At 72.3% G+C, this 18,167-nt stretch carries 18 protein-coding genes; 11 read left to right on the plus strand and 7 right to left on the minus strand.

All coding sequences use genetic code 11. From position 1 onward, the window contains the following. Positions 1-70: 70 nt before the first annotated feature. The gene (locus ACIBQ8_RS46845) at positions 71-988 is read right to left on the minus strand and encodes an AraC family transcriptional regulator (RefSeq protein ID WP_397195374.1); all 918 of its coding nucleotides are present in this window, start codon (positions 986-988) and stop codon (positions 71-73) included. A gap of 115 nt (positions 989-1,103) precedes the next feature. Between ACIBQ8_RS46845 and ACIBQ8_RS46850 the strand changes: the two genes are divergently transcribed. From ACIBQ8_RS46850 to ACIBQ8_RS46875, 6 genes are all read left to right on the plus strand, one after another. Then, on the plus strand, positions 1,104-1,658 hold the full coding sequence (locus ACIBQ8_RS46850; protein WP_397195375.1) for an NADPH-dependent FMN reductase: 555 nt from the start codon (positions 1,104-1,106) through the stop codon (positions 1,656-1,658). Between the two features lie 68 nt (positions 1,659-1,726). Next, positions 1,727-4,060 carry an ATP-binding cassette domain-containing protein gene (locus ACIBQ8_RS46855; RefSeq protein ID WP_397195376.1) on the plus strand — a complete coding sequence of 778 codons (2,334 nt, stop codon included), beginning with the start codon at positions 1,727-1,729 and terminating at the stop codon, positions 4,058-4,060. Continuing rightward, the gene (locus ACIBQ8_RS46860; protein WP_397195377.1) at positions 4,060-4,839 is read left to right on the plus strand and encodes an LLM class flavin-dependent oxidoreductase; all 780 of its coding nucleotides are present in this window, start codon (positions 4,060-4,062) and stop codon (positions 4,837-4,839) included. The genes ACIBQ8_RS46855 and ACIBQ8_RS46860 overlap by 1 nt, the downstream gene beginning before the upstream one ends. Before the next feature lie 97 nt (positions 4,840-4,936). After that, positions 4,937-6,709: an IlvD/Edd family dehydratase gene (locus tag ACIBQ8_RS46865; protein WP_397195378.1), complete on the plus strand. Its 1,773-nt coding sequence runs from the start codon at positions 4,937-4,939 to the stop codon at positions 6,707-6,709. After that, positions 6,696-7,700, plus strand: coding sequence for a C-terminal binding protein (locus tag ACIBQ8_RS46870; RefSeq protein WP_397178889.1), 1,005 nt, complete (start codon positions 6,696-6,698; stop codon positions 7,698-7,700). The genes ACIBQ8_RS46865 and ACIBQ8_RS46870 overlap by 14 nt, the downstream gene beginning before the upstream one ends. A 149-nt stretch (positions 7,701-7,849) precedes the next feature. Continuing rightward, positions 7,850-8,257, plus strand: a complete 408-nt coding sequence (locus tag ACIBQ8_RS46875; RefSeq protein ID WP_397178888.1) for a nuclear transport factor 2 family protein — start codon at positions 7,850-7,852, stop codon at positions 8,255-8,257. A 13-nt stretch (positions 8,258-8,270) separates the two neighbouring features. Here the strand turns inward: ACIBQ8_RS46875 and ACIBQ8_RS46880 are convergent, their stop codons facing one another. The 4 genes from ACIBQ8_RS46880 to ACIBQ8_RS46895 all read right to left on the minus strand — a co-directional run bounded on the left by ACIBQ8_RS46880 (position 8,271) and on the right by ACIBQ8_RS46895 (position 12,424). Then, a complete protein-coding gene (locus ACIBQ8_RS46880; protein WP_397195379.1) occupies positions 8,271-8,831 on the minus strand; it encodes a GNAT family N-acetyltransferase in 561 nt (186 codons plus the stop codon). Positions 8,832-8,852: 21 nt separating this feature from the next. Next, entirely contained in the window at positions 8,853-9,560 is a 708-nt protein-coding gene (locus ACIBQ8_RS46885) for a response regulator transcription factor (RefSeq protein ID WP_352326912.1), read from the minus strand. Continuing rightward, the gene (locus ACIBQ8_RS46890) at positions 9,545-10,756 is read right to left on the minus strand and encodes a histidine kinase (protein ID WP_397195380.1); all 1,212 of its coding nucleotides are present in this window, start codon (positions 10,754-10,756) and stop codon (positions 9,545-9,547) included. Before ACIBQ8_RS46890 ends, ACIBQ8_RS46885 begins: the two co-directional genes overlap by 16 nt. A 933-nt stretch (positions 10,757-11,689) precedes the next feature. Then, positions 11,690-12,424: a TetR/AcrR family transcriptional regulator gene (locus tag ACIBQ8_RS46895; protein ID WP_397195381.1), complete on the minus strand. Its 735-nt coding sequence runs from the start codon at positions 12,422-12,424 to the stop codon at positions 11,690-11,692. 96 nt (positions 12,425-12,520) lie between these two features. On the opposite strand from ACIBQ8_RS46895, the gene ACIBQ8_RS46900 reads away from it, so the two are divergent. Next, positions 12,521-13,207: a GNAT family N-acetyltransferase gene (locus tag ACIBQ8_RS46900; RefSeq protein ID WP_397195382.1), complete on the plus strand. Its 687-nt coding sequence runs from the start codon at positions 12,521-12,523 to the stop codon at positions 13,205-13,207. A gap of 72 nt (positions 13,208-13,279) precedes the next feature. Beyond that, positions 13,280-13,651 (plus strand): hypothetical protein, encoded by a 372-nt coding sequence (locus ACIBQ8_RS46905; protein WP_397195383.1) that lies wholly within the window; start codon positions 13,280-13,282, stop codon positions 13,649-13,651. Here the strand turns inward: ACIBQ8_RS46905 and ACIBQ8_RS46910 are convergent. Continuing rightward, positions 13,584-14,600 carry an SDR family NAD(P)-dependent oxidoreductase gene (locus ACIBQ8_RS46910; RefSeq protein ID WP_397195384.1) on the minus strand — a complete coding sequence of 339 codons (1,017 nt, stop codon included), beginning with the start codon at positions 14,598-14,600 and terminating at the stop codon, positions 13,584-13,586. The genes ACIBQ8_RS46905 and ACIBQ8_RS46910 overlap by 68 nt on opposite strands. Before the next feature lie 82 nt (positions 14,601-14,682). On the opposite strand from ACIBQ8_RS46910, the gene ACIBQ8_RS46915 reads away from it, so the two are divergent. Together ACIBQ8_RS46915 and ACIBQ8_RS46920 are read left to right on the plus strand one after the other, a co-directional pair. Then, complete coding sequence (locus ACIBQ8_RS46915; RefSeq protein ID WP_397178882.1) at positions 14,683-15,285, plus strand: TetR/AcrR family transcriptional regulator; 603 nt, start codon at positions 14,683-14,685, stop codon at positions 15,283-15,285. A gap of 425 nt (positions 15,286-15,710) precedes the next feature. Further along, complete coding sequence (locus ACIBQ8_RS46920; RefSeq protein ID WP_397195385.1) at positions 15,711-15,929, plus strand: hypothetical protein; 219 nt, start codon at positions 15,711-15,713, stop codon at positions 15,927-15,929. Between the two features lie 252 nt (positions 15,930-16,181). Here the strand turns inward: ACIBQ8_RS46920 and ACIBQ8_RS46925 are convergent, their stop codons facing one another. Further along, on the minus strand, positions 16,182-16,778 hold the full coding sequence (locus ACIBQ8_RS46925) for a TetR/AcrR family transcriptional regulator (protein ID WP_397195386.1): 597 nt from the start codon (positions 16,776-16,778) through the stop codon (positions 16,182-16,184). A 78-nt stretch (positions 16,779-16,856) separates the two neighbouring features. Here ACIBQ8_RS46925 and ACIBQ8_RS46930 point away from each other — a divergent pair, with 78 nt between their 5' ends. Then, positions 16,857-17,882 (plus strand): hypothetical protein, encoded by a 1,026-nt coding sequence (locus ACIBQ8_RS46930; RefSeq protein ID WP_397195387.1) that lies wholly within the window; start codon positions 16,857-16,859, stop codon positions 17,880-17,882. The last annotated feature ends 285 nt before the right edge of the window (positions 17,883-18,167 follow it).

Below are 18,167 nucleotides of genomic sequence, written 5' to 3' on the forward strand. Positions count from 1 at the left end.
GACCGGGCCGCCGACCTGCGATGGCGACCGGGGGGATCAGGCCGCCGACCTGCGATGGCGGCCGCGGGGATCAGGCCGCCGAGCGGCGGTAGCGGCCGGGGGCGACGCCGAACTCGCGTTTGAAGGCGTTGCCGAAGGCGAACTCCGACCCGTACCCCACCTGCTCGGCCACCCGCGCCACCGGCGCGTCGGACTCGCGCAGCAGGCGGGCCGCGCTCATCAGCCGCCACCACGTCAGGTACGCCAGCGGCGGCTGCCCCACCAGCCCCGTGAAGCGGCGGGCGAAACCGGCCCGGGACATGCCCGCGTGCGCGCCCAGCGACTCGACGGTCCAGCGGCGGGCCGGGTCGCGGTGGATGGCGTCGAGCGCCCGGCCGACGACGGGGTCGGCCAGCGCGGCGGCCCAGCCGGAGATCGTGCAGAGCTCGTCCTGGGTCTCGAAGTAGGCGCGCAGGACGTACAGCTGCAACATGTCGAGCAGGGACGACACGACGGTGTCGGTGCCGGGCCGCGGGCTGTCGATCTCGGCGGCCAGCAGCTCGACGGCGGCCCGCAGCTCCGGGCGGCTGCCGAGCGTCGCGGGCAGGTGGATCACGCCGGGCAGCGAGGCCAGGATCGGGTGGGTGCGGTCGAGGTCGAGCCGGTAGCCGCAGGACAGGACCACCGTCTCGGCCCCGGTGCCGCCGAACCCGGCCGACGCGAACAACTCCGAGTGCGGCTCGCAGTCGGCCTCGGCCAGCGGCCGGGCGGGATCGTCGGCCAGCCCGAAGTCGTCGCCGTGCGGCAGGAACACCACGTCGCCCACGCTGAGCGGCACGGGCTCGCCGTCCGGCGGGATCAGCCAGCACGACCCGCGCAGCACCACCTGGAAGCCCGCCGACCCCGGCACCGAGCGGAACGCCACCCCCCAGGGCGCCCGCCAGGAGATGCGGGAGGAGGTGGGGCGCCCGCACCGCATGAAGGCCATCACGTCGCTCAGCACGTCCATGGAGCTGAGTCTAAGGGCTGAGACGCTCGCGTATAAATGGTGGATAGCAGCGCATTCAGTATCTCAAATGCTCTCCCTACGGTTGGGTTCCGTAACCGAACTGAGGGAGAAGGACATGCTCAAGGTAGGCATCATCCTCGGCAGCACCCGGCCTGGCCGCAACGGCGAGGCGGTGGCCCACTGGGTCCGCGATCTGGCGGCCAAGCGGGGCGACGCCGACTACCGGCTCATCGACCTGAAGGACTACAACCTGGGCAACCTGGACGAACCCGAGCACCCCGCCATGGGCAACTACCGGCACGAGCACACCAGGCGCTGGTCGGCCACGGTCTCGGAGCTGGACGCGTTCGTCATCGTGACCCCGGAGTACAACAACTCCTACCCGGGCGCGCTCAAGAACGCCCTCGACTTCCTGTACGCCGAGTGGACCAACAAGGCGGCCGGCTTCGTCGGCTACGGCGTGGACGGCGCGCCCCGGGCCATCGCCCACCTGCGGCACGTGCTCGGCCTGCTCGGCGTGGCCACCGTGGCCAACCAGGTCGGGCTGTCGATCCACACCGACTTCGCCGACGGCTTCCGGCCCGCCGCCGCCCACGAGGACCGGCTGAACGCCGTCCTGGACCAGGTCCTGGCCTGGGGGTCGGCGCTGCGCCCGCTGCGGGCGGCCTGAGCCTCGCCCGGTGGTCGCCCGGTGGTCGCCCGGCGGTTGCCCGGCGGGCGATGGGTAGATTGCGCAGAGTGGAAGATGAGGTGGGCAGCGGCATCCGGGTGCGCGGCGCGCGGGTGCACAACCTGCGGGACGTCGACGTGGCGATCCCGCGCGACGCGCTGGTGGCGTTCACGGGGGTCTCCGGGTCGGGCAAGTCGTCGCTGGCGTTCGGCACGATCTTCGCCGAGTCGCAGCACCGGTACCTGGAGTCGGTCGCGCCCTACGCGCGGCGGTTGCTGCAGCAGCTGCCGATGCCCGACGTCGACGACATCACCGGCCTGCCGCCCGCGGTCGCGCTCGGCCAGCGGCGGGCCACGCCGTCCGCGCGGTCCACGGTCGGCACGCTGAGCCGGGTCTCCAACTCGCTGCGCATGCTGATGTCCCGCGCCGGCGCCTACCCGGCCGGCGCGCCGCGCCTGGACTCCGACGCGTTCTCGCCCAACACCGTCGCCGGGGCGTGCCCGCAGTGCCAGGGGCAGGGGGTGTTGCACGAGGTCACCGAGGAGTCGCTGGTGCCCGACCCGTCGCTGAGCATCGCGGAGGGCGCGATCGCGTCGTGGCCGGGCGCCTGGCAGGGCAAGAACCAGCGCGACATCCTGGCGACGCTCGGCTACGACATCCACGCGCCCTGGCGCAGCCTGCCGCCGGAGCAGCGCGAATGGATCCTGTTCACCGACGAGGAGCCGGTGGTCACCGTCCATCCCGTCCGCGAGGCGGGCCGGATCCACCGTCCCTACCAGGGCAAGTACGCCAGCGCCCGGCGGCTGGTGCTCAAGGCGTACGCCTCCTCGGCCAGCGAGAAGAGCCGCCTGCGCGCCGAACGGTTCATGACCGCCCGCACCTGCCCGCTCTGCGGCGGGCGGCGGCTGCGTCCCGAGGCGCTGGCGGTCACGTACGCGGGCCGCACCGTCGTCGAGCTGGCCGCGATGCCGATGGGCGAGCTGGCCGGCGTGCTCCGCCCGCACCGCGACGAGCCGGGACCGGCGGGCGCGCTCACCCGCGACATCCTCGACCGCATCGAGGTGCTGGACGAGCTGGGGCTTGGCTACCTGAGCGTCGCCCGGCCCGCGCCGACCCTGTCCAGCGGCGAGCTGCAGCGGATCCGGCTGGCCACCCAGTTGCGCGCCGGGCTGTTCGGCGTCGTGTACGTGCTGGACGAGCCGTCGGCCGGCCTGCACCCCGCCGACTCCGCCGCGCTGTCGGACCTGCTGCGCCGCCTGCGCGACACCGGCAACACCGTCTGCCTGGTCGAGCACGACATGGACGTCGTGCGCCAGGCCGACTGGGTGGTGGACGTCGGCCCCGGCGCGGGCGGCGACGGCGGGCGCGTCCTGTACAGCGGGCCGGTCGCCGGGCTGCGCGAGGTCGCCGCGTCGGTGACCCGTCGCTACCTGTTCCACACCGTCGTGCCGGAACGCCCGGCGCACCGGCCGGCCGGCTGCCTGGAGCTGCGCGGGCTCACCCGCAACAACCTGCGGGGCGTGGACGTCGACGTGCCGCTGGGCGTGTTCACCGCCGTCACCGGCGTGTCAGGGGCGGGCAAGAGCAGCCTGCTGGCGGCCCTCGCCGAGGCCGCGGAAGGGGAGCGGCGGGTGGTGTGGGTGAACCAGCAGCCCATCGGCCGCACCCCGCGCTCCAACCTGGCCACCTACACCGGCCTGTTCGACACGGTGCGCAAGCTGTTCGCCGCCACCGACGGCGCGCGCTCCCACGGCTACGGCCCGGCCCGGTTCTCCTTCAACGTGCCCGGCGGACGCTGCGAGACCTGCCAGGGCGAGGGCTACGTCGCGGTCGAGCTGCTGTTCCTGCCCACGACGTACGCGCCCTGCCCCGACTGCGGCGGCGCCCGCTACAACCCCGGCACGCTGCGCGTGACCTACCGCGACCGCACGATCGCCCAGGTCCTGGAGATGACGGTCGACGAGGCCACCGGCTTCTTCGGCGACGTCCCCGCGGTACGCCGCCCGCTGGAGACGCTGCACGAGGTGGGGCTCGGCTACCTGCGGCTCGGGCAGCCCGCCACCGAGCTGTCGGGCGGCGAGGCCCAGCGCATCAAGCTCTCCGCCGAGCTGCAGGGCCGCCGCGCCGAGTCCACGCTCTACCTGCTCGACGAGCCGTCCACCGGCCTGCACCCGCACGACACCGACGTGCTCATGGACCGGCTGCACGACCTGGTCGGCGGCGGCGGCACGGTCGTGGCCGCCGAGCACGACATGCGGGTGGTGGCGACCGCCGGCCACGTCATCGACCTCGGGCCGGGAGGCGGCTCGGCCGGCGGCACGGTGGTGGCCGCGGGCACGCCGGCGCAGGTGGCCGCCAGCCCGCGCAGCCGTACCGCGCCGCACCTGAAGGGCCTGCTGTGATGCGCCGGGCGTTGTACCTGCCGCCGTTCGGGGAGCTGGCCGACCCGCGGGTGCTCGCCGACCTGGCCGCCCGCGCCGAGGACGCCGGGTTCGACGGCGTCTTCCTGTGGGACCACGTCGTGCGCCCGCTGAACGCGGAGCTGGCCGTCTGCGACGCCTGGATCGCCCTGGCCGCGATCGCCGCCGCCACCGAGCGCATCCGCATCGGCACCAGGGTCACGCCGCTGTCGCGGCGCAGGCCGTACGAGGTGGCCAGGCAGGCCGCCGCGCTCGACCACCTCAGCGGCGGGCGGATGGTGCTCGGCGTCGGGCTGGGCTCGGACAACGGCGGGGAGCTGAGCAGGCTCGGCGAGACCGGCGACCCGCGCGTCCGGGCGGAGATGCTCGACGAGGGCCTCGACGTCATCTGCCGGCTCTGGACCGGGCTGCCCGTCCGCCACCGGGGCCGCCACTACCGCGTCGACGACCTGGCGTTCCAGCCGCAGCCCGTGCAGCGGCCGCGGATCCCCGTCTGGGTCGCCGCCCAGTCGGTCAGGCGGGCGCCGCTCCGCCGTGCCGCCCGTTTCGACGGTCTCTGTCCCGAGACGACCCCGGTCGGGCTGCGGGAGATGCTGGCCGTCGTCGCCGAGCACCGAGGCGGGCTGGAGGGCTTCGAGGTCGCGGTCGGCGTCCCGCCCGGAGTGCACCCCGGCCCGTACGAGGACGCCGGCGCGACGTGGTGCCTCATCGAGTTTCCCGAGGTCAGCAGCGTCGAGCAGGTGATGGCGGCGATGATCTGAGGCGTTTGGGCGATGACGGCAGCAGGGTAGGCCAGTCATCGCCGCCCGAGGCGCGCCACCACCCGGCCGGCGGCCCGCGCGAGTGAGGAGCGAGCTGATGCGTCCGACCGGCCATCCCGAGAGCGGCGGCCTGCGCAGCCAGGCCTGGTGGGACAACGCCGGAAATCCGGAGATGACCGCGCTCTACCTCGAACGGTTCCTCAACTTCGGGCTGACCCCGAAGGAGCTCCAGTCCGGCCGGCCGATCATCGGCATCGCCCAGACGGGCAGCGACCTGGTGCCCTGCAACCGCCACCACCTCGCCCTGGCCGACCGGGTCAGGGACGGCATCCGCGACGCCGGCGGCATCCCGCTGGAGTTCCCCGTCCATCCGCTGCAGGAGACCGGCAAGCGCCCGACCGCCGCCCTCGACCGCAACCTCGCCTACCTCGGGCTGGTCGAGGTGCTCTACGGATATCCGCTCGACGGGGTCGTCCTGACGACGGGCTGCGACAAGACCACGCCCGCCTGCCTGGCCGCGGCGGCGACGGTGAACATCCCGGCGATCGTCCTGTCCGGCGGGCCGATGCTCAACGGCTACCACCAGGGCAAGCGCATGGCCGCCTCCGGATCGGGGCTGGTGATCTGGCAGTCGAAGCGGTTGCTGGCCACCGGCGAGATCGACCACGACGAGTTCATGGCGCGCGTGGCCGCCTCCGCGCCGAGCATCGGCCACTGCAACACCATGGGCACCGCCCTGTCGATGAACAGCATGGCCGAGGCGCTGGGCATGTCGCTGCCGTGCTGCGCGGCGATCCCCGCGCCCTACCGCCGCCGGGCGCAGATGGCCTACGACACGGGCCTGCGGGCGGTGGAGCTGGTGCGCGAGGACCTCACCCCGCGCAAGATCATGACCATGCGGGCCTTCGAGAACGCGATCGTCGTCGCCTCGGCCATCGCCGCCTCCACCAACGTGCCCATCCACGTCAACGCCATCGCCCGGCACGTCGGCGTGCCGCTGACGATCCACGACTGGCAGCGCGTCGGGGGCGACGTCCCGGTGCTGGCCGACGTCGCCCCCGCCGGCGAGTTCCTGGGCGAGGACTTCTACCGGGCGGGCGGCGTGCCCGCCGTCATGCGGTCGCTGCTGGCGGCCGGGCGGCTGCACGCCGACGCCATGACCGTCTCCGGCCGTACCGTGGGGGAGAACCTGGCCGACGCCCCGCCCGCCGACCCGGAGGTCATCCGCCCCTACGACGCCCCGCTGGCCGCGCGCGGCGGGCTGCTCGTCATGACGGGCAACCTGTTCGACTCGGCCGTCATGAAGACCTCCGTGCTCAGCGACGAGTTCCGCGCGGTCCGCGACTACCGGGCGATCGTCTTCGAGGGGCCCGAGGACTACCACGCCCGCATCCAGGATCCGGACCTCGGCGTGGACGAGAGCTGCATCCTCGTCATCCGCTACACCGGGCCGATCGGCTACCCCGGGTCGGCCGAGGTGGTGAACATGGAGGCGCCGTCCGCGCTGCTGCGGATGGGCGTCACCACGCTGCCCACGCTCGGCGACGGCCGCCAGAGCGGCACCTCCGACGCGCCGTCCATCCTCAACGCCAGCCCCGAGGCCGCCGCCGGGGGCAACCTGGCCATCCTGCGCACCGGCGACCTCATCCGCGTCGACGTGGACAACGCGCGCGTCGACGTGCTGCTGACGGAGGAGGAGATCGCCGCGCGGTGGGCCAGTCACACGCCGCCGGCGCTGGAGAACCAGACGCCGTGGCAGGAGATCTACCGCGCCACGGTCGGGCAGCTCGACGGCGGGGGATGCCTGGAGCTGGCCCTGTCGTACCAGGACCTCGTACACACCAAGGGGATTCCCCGTGACTCGCACTGACGCCAGAGGCACCATCATGATCGCCGACTCCGACTTCGGCGACGTGGACATCGAACGCGCGATCGTCGAGGCCGCCGGGTTCGCCCTCCTCGCCGAGCAGTGCAAGAGCGAGGACGAGGTGATCGAGAAGGGCCGCGACGCCGACGGCGTGCTGACCCAGTACGCGCAGATCGGCTCCCGCGCCGTCGAGGCCCTCACCCGCTGCCGGGTGATCGCCCGCTACGGCACGGGCGTGGACATCGTCGACGTCGACGCCGCGACCAGGCGCGGCATCCAGGTCACCAACGCGCCGAACGAGTGGTGCGCCGAGGAGGTCGCCGACCACGCCGTCGCGCTCTGGCTGGCCGCCGCCCGCAAGATCTGCCAGTACGACCGCGCCACCCGGCGCGGCGTGTGGCAATGGCAGACCGGCGAGCCGATCCTGCGGCTGCGCGGGCGGGTGTTCGGGCTGCTGTCCTTCGGCGCCATCGCCCAGCTCATCGCCGCCCGCGCGCGGCCCTTCGGCGTCGAGGTCTGGGCGCACGACCCCTTCATGGACGACTCCCGGATCCTCGCGCACCACGTGCGGCCGGTGTCGTTCGACGAGCTCGTGGCGGGCGCCGACTACCTGGTGATCCAGGCCCCGCTCACCCCGGGGACGCACCACGCCTTCGACCGCGAGACGCTGCGCAGGATGAAGCCGGACGCGATCCTCGTCAACACCGCGCGCGGCCCGATCGTGCAGGACGAGGCGCTGTACCAGGCGCTCGCCCAGGGATGGATCGCCGGCGCGGCCCTGGACGACATGGAGGAGGAGCCGGCCAAGCAGCGCGACTGGCGTCCGGACAACCCGCTGTTCACGCTGCCCGGCGTGATCGTCACCCCGCACGCCGCCTACTACTCCGAGCAGGCGATCGAGACGGTGCGGCGGTTCGCCGCCGAGGAGGCCGTCCGGGTCCTGACCGGGCAGGCGCCGCGCAGCCCCGTGAACGACGTGACCGTCCGGCGCTGACGGCGGCCGGGTGGTCCCGGCGCCGTAGCCGCGCGGCAGCGTACGACGGCGGGAGTAGCGCCGGCCGTCTCCGCCCGTACGACGACGGCGGCGGGCGCGGGCGGCGAGGATCGGGACGGCAGCCACCCCCACACCCTCAAGGACGCCGAATGGGCATCACCTGCGAGCGCGACCTCGCCGACTTCCTGACCGCCTACACCCGGGACATGGCCGTCTCCTGCGAGGAGCCCGCCGCCATCATCGACCGCTACTTCGTGCCGGACTTCGAGTACTGCAACGACGGGCTCGTGATCGACCGGCAGCGCATGATCGACCACGCCCGTCCCGTCCGGCGGCAGGTCGACAAGGAGGCGATGGCCGCCGGCGACGGGTCCGGCGTCGAGATCCACGAGACGCTGGTCTCCGGTGACCGGATCGCCGCCCGGTGGACCCTGCGCACGAGGCTGCGCAAGGGCACGACCTTCGCGGCGGAGGTCTTCATGTTCGGCCGCCTGGCCCCGGACGGCCGCATCCGCCGCATCGACCAGACCACCAGGCGACTGGACGAAGCCGGGTAGCCGCGCCCGCGGTTCAGCCCGTCCGGCGGCCGGCCCGCCACTCCGGGGCGAGCACGGACCAGACCTCGACGTCGTGCCGGACGCCCCGGTGGGGGTAGCTCTCGCGCAGGACGCCGTCCTTGCTCATCCCGAGCCGCCGGGCCACCGCGATGCTGGCGGTGTTGCCCGCCGCGGCCTGCCACTCCACGCGGTGGATGCCGCGTTCCTCGACGGCCCAGTCGATGATCACCCGGATGGCCCTGGTCACCAGGCCCTTGCCCGCCGCCGACGGCTCCAGCCAGCAGCCCGCCTCGGCGGTGCCGAGCCGGACGTCCATCGTCCGGAACAGCACGCCGCCGACCAGCGTGCCGCCGGTCCAGATGCCGTAGATGCGCCCGGTGTCGGCCGCGGCCTTGTCCGCGTACGCCTGCAGCACCGACCTGGCGGACTCCAGGTCGCTGACGAGGTCGGGCAGGGAGATGAACCGGCCGATGAACTCGCGCCCGCGGTCCATGTGGCTCAGGAACTCCTCGGCCCGCCAGGGCTCCAGCGGACGCAGCTCCGCACCGTCGTCGCCCAGGGAGATCGCGAACATTGCTGCCTTTCCGTCCAGGCTTCACCCGTCTTGCGGGGGAATCCTCTCACGGGCGGCCGGGCCCGTTGATCGCGGCGGGCCGGGCACGGCCTGCAGGTAGGTCAGCACCGCCATGACGCGCCGGTTGTGGTCGTCGGAGGGAGGCAGGCCGAGCTTGGCGAAGATGTTGTTCGTGTGCTTGCCGACCGCCTTGTCGGTGACCTGGAAGTGGGCGGCGATGGCCAGGTTGGACAGGCCCTGGGCCATGAGCGTCAGCACCTCGCGCTCGCGCGGCGTCAGCGCGGCCAGCGGTTCGTCCCTGTCGCGGCGGGTCAGCAACTGGGAGACGACCTCCGGGTCCATCGCGGTGCCGCCGGCGGCCACCTGGCGCACCGCGTCGACGAACCGGTCCACGTCGCCCACCCGGTCCTTCAGCAGGTAGCCGACCCCGCCGGAGCGGTCGGACAGCAACTCCCTGGCGTACAGCTGCTCCACGTACTGCGACAGGATCAGCACCGGCAGCCCCGGCACCCGGGCGCGCGCCTCCAGCGCGGCGCGCAGGCCCTCGTCGGTGAAGCCGGGCGGCAGCCGCACGTCGATCACCGACACGTCGGGACGGTGCCGGACCAGCGCCGCCAGCAGCATGGGCCCGTTGTCCACCGCCTCCACGACGGTGCAGCCGTGCGCCGACAGCAGGCGGACCAGCCCGTCCCGCAGCAGCGCGAGATCTTCGGCTATGACAACGCGCACGGGACCTCCATGGTCAGTTCGGTCGGGCCGCCGGGACGGCTGCTGACGGTGAGCGAGCCGTCGAAGGCGGACAGCCGGTCCTCGATGCCGCGCACGCCGGTGCCCCGGTCGCGGCGGACCGGGCCCCGGCCGTCGTCGCCCACGGTCAGCCGGAGCACGCCGGCGGTGTGCCGCAGCCGCACCCAGGCGCGGGAGGCGCCGCTGTGCTTGGTCACGTTGGTCAGCGCCTCGGCCGCGGCGAAGTACACGGCGGACTCCACCGGCGGCTGCGGGCGGCCGGGCAGGTCGATGTCGATCTCCACCGGCATCGGGCACAGCAGCGCGGACGCCTCGATGGCCCCGGCCAGGCCGCGGTCGGTCAGCACCGGGGGATGGATGCCGCGCACCAGGTCGCGCAGGTCGCCCAGCGCCTGCCCGGCGATCTCCCGCGCCTCGTCGATCATCCGCAGGGTCTCGTCCGGGTCGCCGCAGCCGCGGGCCAGCCCCAGGTGCATGCGGATGGCGATCAGCTTGGCCTGCGCGCCGTCGTGCAGGTCGCGTTCGATGCGGCGCAGCTCGGCCGCGCGCGCGTCGACCAGCGCGGCCCTGGACGCGGTCAGCTCCCTGATCCGTGTGTCCGGCGTGGGCCGGGCGTCCAGCAGCCGCCGCGCCAGCCGCGCCTGGCCGGTGCGGAACAGCGGGACGGCCATGAGCACCACCACGGCGATGGCCACCGTGGACATGCTCAGGGCGAACGTGTTGAGCAGGCTCGTCTCCGCCGGCCGCAGCCGGAGGAAGACGTAGTCCAGGGCGGACAACATGGCCCACACCGCCAGCACGGGAGCAGGGCCGGTGACGCCGTGCACGGCCAGCCAGGCCAGCTCCCGCCACCTCCCCGGCCGACCGCCGCCGCTCTTCGGGATGCTGTTTCCGGTGCCTTTCCCGTCGCCGTCCAGGCCGAGCGTCCGGCCCGCCCAGCGGCGCTGGAACCCGGCCAGGCGGCGGGCGGCCGCGAGCAGCCGGCCGAGCGGCGCCCGCCCGAGCCCGGCCACCGGCACCAGGACGGCGCTCACCGGCACCAGGACGAGCAGCCCCAGCGCGGCCACGCCGGTGACGGCGTTCAGCGCCAGGCCGGTCACCGCCTTCAGCGCGTACGCCGCCAGGCCGGTCACCGCCCGCCACGCCGGCCCGCCGGGCGAGGGTCGTCTCCCCGTCACAGCTGCAGTCTGCCCGATCGGCGAGGAGAAGGCGGTGGGGCCGGCCCCACCCCCCGGGGTGGCGTTTTCCCACCCCGGCAGGTGGGCGCGCACCCATGGAGGCCGGGACCGCGGCTCGCCAGGCTCGATTCAGTCCGGCGAACGAGGGAGAGACGTGATCGAAGTGAGGACGCTGACCATGCGCTACAGCCGTACATTCGGCAAGCGACCTTGGACAGGTGGTCCGAGGACCTGCGCGGCGGAGCGACCACATGCCACGTACCCGCGTCGTACCGCCACCCCTTCCCCCGGCGCTCGGTGTCGGTCGTGACCAGGCACCCTTGTTCCTTGTCCAGATGGGGCTTCATCGGCGCCCCGGCCGTGCCGACCACCCAGACTGTCCCGTCCCGCTTGACCGCCAGGTCGTCGGGAAACCCGTCCTTGACGGCCATGGCGGGCCATCGGCATTGACATCAACAACATCGCAGGCCCCGCCGATCTCACAGGGTCTTTGTGACCGGCGTTCATTGACGTGTAGCGCTTCCGGCCGCCCCCCGAGAAGGGGAGCTTGTCGGCGAAATCGGTCATGGCAGCGACGAATGCGTGAGGCTTGTCGTTGTGGATGACGTGCTTGGCGTCGATCCGCCGGTAGACGGTCTGCGGGGGCGAGCCGGCGTACCCGGCGGGCGTCTTCGTCGTCCATGGCTCTGACGAACCCGTATCTCGTACCAGTTCCAATTGGCGTCCAGCAGCAGGACGGGGCAGGTCGTCGTCTGGAGCGCGGCGCCCTGACATTCGACCTGCCCTGAACAGCCACCACAGCACATCGGAACGGTGGACGGCGACTTCTCGGCCCGCTGATGCTGTTGGCCGTTTGGGCGTTTGCCAAGGGTCTGGAAATGCCCCACCGCCAGGTGATATTCGCGTTCCTCCTCACCCAGCGGCCGGGGCCGGCTACCGGGCTGGGCGGGCGATCAGTGCCTCGATGCCATCCAGCAGGAGGTCGAGGCCGAACCGGAAGTCGGCGTCCTCCGTCCAGCCGGTGGAGTCCCTGAGCAGGCCGGAGCGCATCATTGCCGACAGCGCCGGGTACGTCGCGCGGTCCAGGACCTCGGTGAGTATCTCGCCGTACTCGGCGGCTCCCTTGGTCCTGGCCGCGGGGTCCTTGCCGCCGGCGCCGAGCGAGTGCGTCAGTGTGGCGTCGGTGAGGGCGTAGCCGCTCAGCACCGTGGTGGCGTTGAACTTCTGGCCGTCGTCCAGCCCGGTGTCGGACAGCGCGTCCAGGGCCCGGTCGAGCCAGAGCAGTCGGCGCGGGCCCATGGGCGGGGTGCTCTGGCGCAGGTCGAGCAGCCAGGGCCGGGACAGCAGGAGGTCGCGGGTGAGCCGGGTCCAGGTGGCGAGGTAGTCGCGCCAGGACAGGTTCCCGCGTTCGGGCGGTGGGGGCACGGCGCTGTCGGCCATGACGGTCAGCAGTTCGTCCTTGCTGCCGACGTACCGGTAGAGCGCCATCGGAGCGACGCCCACCTGGGCGGCGACGTTGCTCATGGAGACGGCGGCCAGCCCCTCGGTGTCGGCGATCTCGATGGCGGCCGTCGTGATCGTGGCCAGGTCCAGGCGCGGCCTCGGTCCTCTGCGCGTGGTGGGTTCGCGGCCCCACATCCGCGCCACGACGGGTGGCAGCTCTGCCATCGAACATCCTCTCGTGTGCCGGACTCTGTGTACGTCATATGGCCTCATAATCGTGTATGCCGTACAGAGTAGACCGTACATCATGAGGGAGGCGTCATGGAGATACGTACGTTCGCACCGGGCGACCGCGCCGAGCTGCGTGAGCTGCTCGAGCGCGTGGGCGAGGACGCTCCCACGGCGTCTCTGTGGGGGCATGTGGACTCGGAGGCGGCCGTCTACCTGGACCCCTACATGGAGCTGGAGCCGGACTCGCTCTTCGTCGCCGTCGCCGGGGGCGCCCTGGTGGGCTACCTGACGGGATGCCTCGACAGTGCGCGGTTCCCCGGCGATGGCGAGCGCATGGAGCAGGCGATGCGGACCTACCGGCTGGTGTTCCGGCCCAGGCCCGCGGCCTTCTTCGCGCGCAGCCTGGCCGATCTGGCGTGGGCCGCGATCCGCAGGCAGCCTGGCGCCGGCGAGTTCGCCGACGCCAGGTGGCCCTCGCACCTGCACATCAACGTGGCACCCGAGGCGCGAGGGACCGGCGCCGCCGATGGGCTGATGAGCCGATGGCTCGACCGGCTCGGGAAGGCCGGATCCCCCGGTTGCCACCTGCAGACCCTGGTCGAGAACACCCGGGCGGTGCGGTTCTTCAAGCGCATGGGGTTCGCCGAGCACGGCCCGGCACCACTGGTGCCCGGCCTCCGGCACGACGGCCGGCGGGTCCACCAGCGGACGATGGTCTGGAGCGCCGGCCGTACTGCCGAGGAGGCGGGAGCGCGGACGTCCGCCAGGCGTCAATAATCCCAGGCCGCCGCACCGGCACCATCGTCGGCCGCCGCACCTGACATCGACCAGTTCGCCACCAAGGCGGCGGTGGCGAACTTCCTGCCGCTGCTGGCCGAGCGCTTCGCCCGCCAGCGGCTGCACGCCTCGGCCCGCGTGGAAGGGGGTGGGGGAGGTGAAGGGTGGCCGATCGTGCGGAAGTTGGCGTCCATTCGGATCTTGGTCATCGTACGGTGCCGCATCAGCGCCAGCCAGGCGTTGACGAGGCCGGCGCCGAGCAGCGCCAGGCCCACCGTCCACAGGGTGCCCAAGGCGACCCGGCCCTTCTGCGCCCACGCCAACCAGCACAAATACCGAGTAGCCGCCTTCGTGGCGATCACGCTAGGCCATGGCTTCACCGGCCCGCCGAAGGGGGCTGCTTGCAGGGGCCGGAGTGGACTCCCTGGTCGAGCAGGGCGTTGATCATCTCCTGGAGTTGATCGCGTCCGATGGTGCCGAGTGCGCCGGTCAGGGCCTGGGCGAGCTTGTCGAACGGGTCGTCCACCGGCAGTTCCTTCACCTTCTCGGCCAGTTCCGCCACGCTCCACAGCCCGTCTTTGTGGATGTGGGCGCCGAGGGACCAGCCATGATTGACCGTGACCGTTCCGCCCCGTACCGACAGCACCTGACCGGTGAGCGGGCAGGCCGCGCCGGCCAGGTAGGCGGCGACAGGTGCGCAGGCGGCGGGGTGCAGTGGGTCGAACCGGCCCACCGGCGGTTCCTCGCTCATGCCGGGAACGGCGAGAGTGAGGCGGGTCCGGGCCATCGAGGGCGAGATGCAGTTGACCCGCACGCCGTACCGGCCGAGTTCGAGGGCCGCCACGGTGGTCAGCGCCGCGACCCCGGCGTTGCCTGCCGCATAAGAGACCTGCGCGGGCAGGGGGTTGAGCAGCCCGGAGCCGGAGGAGGTGTTGACCACGGCGCGGTCGGCGCGGACCCCGGCCTGATACCGGTCGCGCCAGTGGCGGGCCGCCCAGTGCGTCACCGCGAAGGTGCCCTTCAGCTTGACGGCCGCGACGTCGTCGAAGTCCTCCTCCGACAGGTCGGTCAGGCCCATGTTCCGTTCGATGGTCGCGTTGTTGACCACGACGTGCAGGTCGCCGAAGGACTCAAGAGCCGTCTCCACCATGCGGCGGGCGCCGTCCCAGTCGGTGACGCTGTCGGTGTTGCCCACGGCCTGTCCGCCGCGCGCGATGATCTCTTCGACGACCTTCGCGGCTACCCCGGCGTCGCCGCCCGTGCCGTCGATGGCGACGCCGGGGTCGTTGACCACGACCTTGGCGCCTTCGGCGGCGAAGAACAGCGCCTCTTCCCGCCCGATGCCGCGCCCCGCTCCGGTGATGAGGACGACGCGTCCGTCCAGACTTCCCATGAATGATCTCCCTCCACTGACTGCAGTCTATGTAGTAATTCACAGTATGCATTAATTCAGAAGATGTCTTAGACTGCCGTGCGTGGTGGAGAAGCACGGACTGCGAGAGCGCAAGAAGCAGCGCACCCGGCAGGCACTGATCGAGGCGGCGGTGCGCCTGTTCGAGGACAAGGGCTACGACCAGGTGACGGTGGCCGAGATCGCCGACGCCGCGGAGGTGTCCCCCCGCACCTTCTTCCTCCACTTCCAGACCAAGGAGGATGTGCTTCTGGCCAATGCCGACGTGCGCGTCGATCTGGCGCTGCAGGCGATCGCCGAGCGCCGCGCCGGGGAAGGGCTGCCTGAGGTGCTGGTGCGGGCGATGGACCAGATGATCGCCGACACCTGGGACAGCGACCTCCCCAGCGGGCTCGCGGCACTGCGGGCACGGCTGGCGGCCTCGGTGCCGGCGCTACAGGCCCGCCTGCTTCAGCGATACCTCACGGCGCAGGCCGAACTGGCCCAGGCTCTGCAGCGGGCATTCCCCGGCAGACTCGACACGATCACCGCCTCCGCCCTGGTCGGCGCAATGGTGGGCGCGGTCAGCGCATCCGCAGTGACCGCGCTGCAGCGCGGCGACGGACCCGGCGAGGTACGGAACGCCATGCGGCAGGCCATGGCTCTGGTGGCGCGATCCGTCGCCTGACCTCGTCCGTCCGGCCATGTGCCGAAGCCGTCACTGGCTCGCGTGGGGGAGGCGATTCACCGTCGCAGGTGATCAATTGTCCTCAAGGTGCGTGGAAGGTGCAGGTGTGGCGATCAGACTCTTGCGCGCGGCCCCGGCCACCGGCGACACCGCACAACCCGTCCCACGCCGGGCACTCCGTACCGCCTGAGCGCCTCCCTGGGTGCTGCTCCCCACGTGCCTGTGGAGGTTGCCGTTCGCCTTTCACTTCGACATGGGCCAGCTCAACGACGGTCCTGTGTCACCGTTGTGGATCAGCATCCCCCATGTCTTCGGGCTCAGCGTGCCCACCGAGTTGGCGGCGCTACTCGGCATCGGTCTGGTGCGCGGCTGGGGAGAGGTGGTCCAAAGCTGGATCCCGATCATCGGCGGCACACGTCCCTGCCATGGCCGGTGGGCTGCTCCTGCCCGCGGTCTCGGTCTGGATGGTGCTCTCCTGGCTCGGTGTCGCCGACAGCATCGCGTACGAGAACGGCTGGTGGCAGGCGCCGGCGAAGGCGTGCATCATCCCGACGGCGCTGCGGGGCCCGATGGTGCTCGCCCTGGCATGCTCCTACCACCTGCGCCGCCGCCCCTCCCGCGGTCGAGAGGTCCCAGCAGGATGATCTCCGTTGTGCTTGATCGCTCGCGGTAGCAGAGAGCGCAGGACGGGGCCAAGCCGAAGCCGCGGGGGTCGGTGACGAACTGTGGGCGGTGATCGAGTCGTTGTCGCCCCGGCGTCGGCGGCGTTTCCGCCATCCGGGGCGCAAGCGGCCGGGGCTCGGGCATGACCTGCTGGCGGCGCCCGGCCGAGTGGAACCCGAACACCGGGAGCAAGGCCGTGGCCGCACCGGGGGCGCCGTCCTCGGCGTCGTGTGTCAGGGCGCTGTGACGTAGCCGGTGTCGATGCTGCCGACGGTCAGGTCGGTCAGCGCCTCGATCGCCTCGGCGACGGTGACGCGCCCCCGGTTCAGCTCCCCGGCGATCGCCTCGGCGGCGCCCAGTGCGCCGACGCAGCGCAGCCGGAGGGCTTCCGGCGTGAGCCCGGAGTACGGCCGCAGGGCGGTGGCCATCAGGTCCGTGTAGCCATCGAGCAGTTCGCGCTCGATCGCCTCCATCTCCTGGTTCCCCTTGAGCGCGGCCGAGATCGCGGTCCATTCGGGCATGTCGGTGGCGCAGGCGAAGTAGGCGGCGCTCAGCACGCGGGCGATCTCGCGGGGGACGGCCGGGGCATCGCGCAGCGCCTCCTCCGAGGCGGCCCGGTGCCGCTCGTCGAGCCGCCGGTAGAGCGCGATCAGCAGTCCGGGACGGGTGCCGAAATGGTCGTAGACGACCGGCCTGCTCACTCCGGCGGCCTCTGCCAGGCTGAGCAGCGTGAGGCTGTCGGTGCCGTGGGCGCGCACGATCGCCATGGCGGTGTCGAGCAGTTGCTCCCGCCTGGCCGGCTTGGACAGGCGAGTCGATCCGGTGGCCATCGTCCTCCCTTGCGTTGCCTTCCAGCTTAAGCTACAAAATGTAAGTTACAGAATGTAGGTTAGTGGGAGGACGTCACTGTGGAGCATTCCGTACTGATCATGGGTGGATCCGGCCAGGCAGGCGCGGGGACCGCCACCCTGCTGCGCCGCTGGTACCCGGAGCTGCCGCTGACGATCGCCGGCCGCGATCTCGGCCGCGCCAGACGGGTCGCCGACGAGCTCGGCGGCGCGACAGCCACAACCATCGATCTGCGGCGAGGTGACCTCGGCCTCCGGGAGGCCGACGGCTACTCGGCGGTCGTGGCAACGGTGTGGGACAGCCAGCTGAACGGACTGCGTCACGCCCAGGACCGCGGTCTGCCGTACGTCAGCATCTCCAGCGGCCTGGTCGACATCGGACCCGAAGTCGTCGCCACCGGCCTGCGAGCCGGCGCGGCGCCGATCCTGCTGGCCGGCCACTGGTATGCGGGGCTCGTCGTCCTTGCGGTGCTCGGCCTGGTCAGGGAGTTCGCCCGGCTCGACACCATCGAGGTCAGCGGGGTGCTGGACGAACACGACAGCGGCGGGCCCGCGGCCACGGCGGACATGGAACGCCTGCTGGCCGCCACCTCGGCGGGACACGTCCGCCGCGACGGCGTCTTCCACTGGGTCACCGGCCCCGAGGCGGAGGTGGAGGTCACCAGCGTCGACGGCACCGTCCTGCCCGGCCGGATCGTCCCCATTCTCGACGTGCCGAGCCTGGCCCTCGCGACGGGCGCGCCCAACGTCCGCTTCGCGTTCGCGATCGGTGAATCGGCGGGCAGGCGGCGCGGCGGGCGCGCCTCCACGGAGGTCAGGATCGACCTCGAAGGCGTGGACCACGCGGGGGCACCACTCAGGACGAGCCGCTACCTCCTCCACCCGGAAGGGCAACGCCCCCTGACGGCGCTCGGCGTCGCCCTCGGCGTCGAGCGACTGCTCGGCCTGCGCGGCGCCCCCGTGCCGCCCGGCCTCCACACCCCCGAGGCGTTGATCGACCCCGGCCACGCGGCCGAGCGGATGGCGGAGATCGGCGCCACCTTTACCGACTCCGCCGATCGAGAATCGCGGGCGGTGCACCCGTGAGACGACCTGATTCATGATGGCGCTGTCACGCACTTGACGCGCGTACATCCAGTGCTGACGCCTCGGCCATGGCCCACTGCTTGGTCCCTGCGACGAGCCTCAAAACAACCCTCGTGAATCGGCGCGAGATCTACGTGTGGGGGCACCGACGTCGAGCTGCTCGCGAAGTGGCCGTAATCCTGGGGAATCGGTCGAGTATCGCTGACCTGCACCGATGAGGGGGAGGCGGTCCGCTTGGCGAGTCACTGCCCTGGACTGTCGTCCAGGGGCGCACTGCGGCTGGTG

Source organism: Nonomuraea sp. NPDC049646 (assembly GCF_044465525.1).
Taxonomy (GTDB): domain Bacteria; phylum Actinomycetota; class Actinomycetes; order Streptosporangiales; family Streptosporangiaceae; genus Nonomuraea.

Coding starts and splice junctions, on each gene's coding strand:
- ACIBQ8_RS46925 (WP_397195386.1), bottom strand. CDS start 16,778: ATGGCCACCGGATCGACTCGCCTGTCCAAGCCGGCCAGGCGGGAGCAA.
- ACIBQ8_RS46880 (WP_397195379.1), bottom strand. CDS start 8,831: ATGTTCGCGATCTCCCTGGGCGACGACGGTGCGGAGCTGCGTCCGCTG.
- ACIBQ8_RS46895 (WP_397195381.1), bottom strand. CDS start 12,424: ATGGCAGAGCTGCCACCCGTCGTGGCGCGGATGTGGGGCCGCGAACCC.
- ACIBQ8_RS46860 (WP_397195377.1), top strand. CDS start 4,060: ATGCGCCGGGCGTTGTACCTGCCGCCGTTCGGGGAGCTGGCCGACCCG.
- ACIBQ8_RS46920 (WP_397195385.1), top strand. CDS start 15,711: ATGGCCGGTGGGCTGCTCCTGCCCGCGGTCTCGGTCTGGATGGTGCTC.
- ACIBQ8_RS46865 (WP_397195378.1), top strand. CDS start 4,937: ATGCGTCCGACCGGCCATCCCGAGAGCGGCGGCCTGCGCAGCCAGGCC.
- ACIBQ8_RS46910 (WP_397195384.1), bottom strand. CDS start 14,600: ATGGGAAGTCTGGACGGACGCGTCGTCCTCATCACCGGAGCGGGGCGC.
- ACIBQ8_RS46900 (WP_397195382.1), top strand. CDS start 12,521: ATGGAGATACGTACGTTCGCACCGGGCGACCGCGCCGAGCTGCGTGAG.
- ACIBQ8_RS46850 (WP_397195375.1), top strand. CDS start 1,104: ATGCTCAAGGTAGGCATCATCCTCGGCAGCACCCGGCCTGGCCGCAAC.
- ACIBQ8_RS46845 (WP_397195374.1), bottom strand. CDS start 988: ATGGACGTGCTGAGCGACGTGATGGCCTTCATGCGGTGCGGGCGCCCC.
- ACIBQ8_RS46875 (WP_397178888.1), top strand. CDS start 7,850: ATGGGCATCACCTGCGAGCGCGACCTCGCCGACTTCCTGACCGCCTAC.